This window comes from Gordonia neofelifaecis NRRL B-59395 (assembly GCF_000192435.1).
Taxonomy (GTDB): domain Bacteria; phylum Actinomycetota; class Actinomycetes; order Mycobacteriales; family Mycobacteriaceae; genus Gordonia; species Gordonia neofelifaecis.
The window spans coordinates 1-1,100 of sequence record NZ_AEUD01000044.1 but is presented as its reverse complement, the minus strand read 5'-3'; the positions used below and the strand labels follow the sequence as shown (position 1 = coordinate 1,100).

At 68.5% G+C, this 1,100-nt stretch carries 1 protein-coding gene; it reads right to left on the bottom strand.

Going from position 1 to position 1,100, the window contains the following annotated elements; all coding sequences use genetic code 11:
- Positions 1 to 1,002 carry an IS481 family transposase gene (locus tag SCNU_RS19895; RefSeq protein WP_040519018.1) on the bottom strand — a complete coding sequence of 334 codons (1,002 nt, stop codon included), beginning with the start codon at positions 1,000 to 1,002 and terminating at the stop codon, positions 1 to 3.
- Positions 1,003 to 1,100: the final 98 nt, after the last annotated feature.

Genomic DNA, 1,100 nt, shown 5'->3' with positions numbered 1-1,100 from the left:
CTAGGTGTACTTCCCCGCGAGGTTGTGAACGCGGACTGAGGGGACGAGGCCGCCGATGCCGGTGTGGGGGCGGTGGTGATTGTAGTAATGCAGCCAGGTCGCGTAGGCGGCTTCGCGTTCGGCTTCGCTGCTGTAGTCGGTGGCGTAGGCCCATTCGGTGGCCAGGGTCCGATTGAAGCGTTCGACCTTCCCGTTGGTCTGGGGCCGATACGGTCTGGTCCGTTTGTGTGTGACGTCCGGGCCGAGAGCAGCGGCGAAGGCGTGTGAGCGGTAGCAGGCTCCGTTGTCGGTCATCACTGCGGTCACGGTGACGCCGATCCCGGCGAAAAACGCGTTGGCCCGTTCCCAGAACCCGGCGGCGGTCTCCTTGCGTTCGTCGTCGAGGATCTCCGAGTAGGCGACCCTGGAGTGGTCGTCGACGGCGTGGTGCAGGTACCGGTAGCCCCGTGACCCGGGCGACCCGCTGCGGGCGGCCCGGTCACGTCCGCGGCCGGCGTTCTTGTCCTGGGCCGAGCCGCGGCCGTGGGCCCGCCAGCCGCCTCCGTCAGGGATTCTGCCCTGCTTCTTGATGTCGAGGTGGATCAGCCGGCCGGGGCGGTCGGCCTCGTAGCGGCGCGGTGCGGGGCGGCGCACCGGCAGGCCGGTGGCCTGATCGAGGTGGGCCAGCAGCGGCATCTGGTAGCGGGCCAGGACCCGCCCGACCGTCGAGCGGGGCACCTTTAGATGGAAGCCGATCCGGTGCGGTCCCCATCTTCGGGTGTGGCGCAGTTTGACGATGCGCTGTTCGGTACGTCGGGGCAGGCGGGTCGGACAGGACCGGGGCCGGGAACTGCGGTCGGTCAGGGGTTCGCCGGCCCGGTACCGGTCGGACCAGCGTTTGGCGGTCGCCGGCGAGCACCCGAACCGCTCAGCGGCTCTGCGCAGCGACCAGCCTTCGTCGATGATCAGGACCGCGAGGCGTCGGCGTCCCTCCGGGGTCAAAGGTGCGTTAGCGTGTGTCACGAAGACCTCCGTGTGCGCGATGGTGAGTGTGGTAACCCACATCGTGCCCGGAGGTCTTCGCTTCAACTCAGATGTTCACAACGTGTCGGGGAAGTACA